Raw genomic sequence first — 2,500 nt, 5'->3', positions numbered from 1 at the left:
CCAGTGGCAATGAGGAATGAAGTGGAACGGTTTGGAAAGGCCGGCCGCAGCGGGTGACAGCCCCGTACACGTAGAACACTCATTGTCCTTGAGTAGGGCGGGACACGAGAAATCCTGTCTGAACATGGGGAGACCACTCTCCAAGCCTAAGTACTCGTGCATGACCGATAGCGAACAAGTACCGTGAGGGAAAGGTGAAAAGCACCCCGACAAGGGGAGTGAAATAGAACCTGAAACCGGATGCCTACAAACAGTCGGAGCCCGTAAGGGTGACGGCGTACCTTTTGTATAATGGGTCAACGACTTAGTGTGACATGCAAGCTTAAGCCGGTAGGTGGAGGCGTAGCGAAAGCGAGTCTGAAGAGGGCGCCTTAGTATGTCGCATTAGACCCGAAACCGAGTGATCTAGCCATGAGCAGGTTGAAGGTTGGGTAACACCAACTGGAGGACCGAACCCGCATCTGTTGCAATAGATTGGGATGACTTGTGGCTAGGGGTGAAAGGCCAATCAAACTCGGAAATAGCTGGTTCTCCGCGAAATCTATTTAGGTAGAGCGTCGACCGAATACCCCCGGGGGTAGAGCACTGGATGGGCTATGGGGACTCACCGTCTTACTGATCCTAACCAAACTCCGAATACCGGGGAGTACTAGTCGGCAGACACACGGCGGGTGCTAACGTCCGTCGTGAAGAGGGCAACAACCCTGACCTCCAGCTAAGGTCCCCAAGTCATGGCTAAGTGGGAAAGGATGTGAGGATCCCAAAACAACCAGGATGTTGGCTTAGAAGCAGCCATCATTTAAAGAAAGCGTAACAGCTCACTGGTCTAAACAAGGGTCTTTGCGCCGAAAATGTAACGGGGCTGAAGCCATGCACCGAAGCTGAGGATACGTCGCAAGACGTGTGGTAGCGGAGCGTTCCGTAAGCCTGTGAAGGGATACCCGTGAGGGGTCCTGGAGGTATCGGAAGTGCGAATGTTGACATGAGTAACGATAAAGAGGGTGAGAGACCCTCTCGCCGAAAGACCAAGGGTTCCTGCTTAAAGTTAATCTGAGCAGGGTTAGCCGGCCCCTAAGACGAGGCGGACACGCGTAGTCGATGGGAACCACGTTAATATTCGTGGGCCTGGTGGTAGTGACGGATCGCTTAACTTGTCCGGACTTATTGGATTGTCCTGGCTTGGACGCGGTCCCGGGAAATAGCTCCACCGTATAGACCGTACCCGAAACCGACACAGGTGGTCAGGTAGAGTATACCAAGGCGCTTGAGAGAACTGCGTTGAAGGAACTCGGCAAATTGCACGCGTAACTTCGGAAGAAGCGTGACCCTTTTGTACGCAAGTATGATGGGGTGGCACAGACCAGGGGGTAGCGACTGTTTATCAAAAACACAGGGCTCTGCGAAGTCGCAAGACGACGTATAGGGTCTGACGCCTGCCCGGTGCTGGAAGGTTAAGAGGAGGGGTGCAAGCTCTGAATCGAAGCCCCAGTAAACGGCGGCCGTAACTATAACGGTCCTAAGGTAGCGAAATTCCTTGTCGGGTAAGTTCCGACCTGCACGAATGGCGTAACGACTTCCCCGCTGTCTCCAACGCAGACTCAGTGAAATTGAATTCCCCGTGAAGATGCGGGGTTCCTGCGGTCAGACGGAAAGACCCCGTGCACCTTTACTATAGCTTTACACTGGCATTCGTGTCGGCATGTGTAGGATAGGTGGTAGGCTTTGAAGCAGGGACGCCAGTTCCTGTGGAGCCACCCTTGAAATACCACCCTTATCGTCATGGATGTCTAACCGCGGTCCGTCATCCGGATCCGGGACAGTGTATGGTGGGTAGTTTGACTGGGGCGGTCGCCTCCGAAAGAGTAACGGAGGCGCGCGATGGTGGGCTCAGAGCGGTCGGAAATCGCTCGTCGAGTGCAATGGCATAAGCCCGCCTGACTGCGAGACTGACAAGTCGAGCAGAGACGAAAGTCGGTCATAGTGATCCGGTGGTCCCGCGTGGAAGGGCCATCGCTCAACGGATAAAAGGTACGCCGGGGATAACAGGCTGATGACCCCCAAGAGTCCATATCGACGGGGTTGTTTGGCACCTCGATGTCGGCTCATCGCATCCTGGGGCTGGAGCAGGTCCCAAGGGTTTGGCTGTTCGCCAATTAAAGCGGTACGTGAGCTGGGTTCAGAACGTCGTGAGACAGTTCGGTCCCTATCTGCCGTGGGTGTAGGAATATTGACAGGATCTGTCCCTAGTACGAGAGGACCGGGATGGACATATCTCTGGTGGACCTGTTGTCCTGCCAAGGGCATAGCAGGGTAGCTATATATGGAAGGGATAACCGCTGAAGGCATCTAAGCGGGAAACCCACCTGAAAACGAGTATTCCCTCGAGAACCGTGGAAGACGACCACGTTGATAGGCCGGGTGTGGAAGTGCGGCAACGCATGAAGCTTACCGGTACTAATCGTTCGATCGGCTTGATCGTTCTTGTTGCCCATGCTCATCA

At 54.4% G+C, this 2,500-nt stretch carries 1 rRNA gene (cut by a window edge); it reads left to right on the top strand.

From position 1 onward, the window contains the following. Nucleotides 1–2,479 (top strand): 23S ribosomal RNA (locus ATB98_RS00240) (it extends 472 nt beyond the left edge of the window). Nucleotides 2,480–2,500: the final 21 nt, after the last annotated feature.

The sequence above is a fragment of the Sinorhizobium saheli genome, assembly GCF_001651875.1.
GTDB classification, from domain to species: domain Bacteria; phylum Pseudomonadota; class Alphaproteobacteria; order Rhizobiales; family Rhizobiaceae; genus Sinorhizobium; species Sinorhizobium saheli.
The sequence above is the reverse complement of the archived record's forward strand: the minus strand, read 5'-3'. Positions and strand labels throughout refer to the sequence as shown.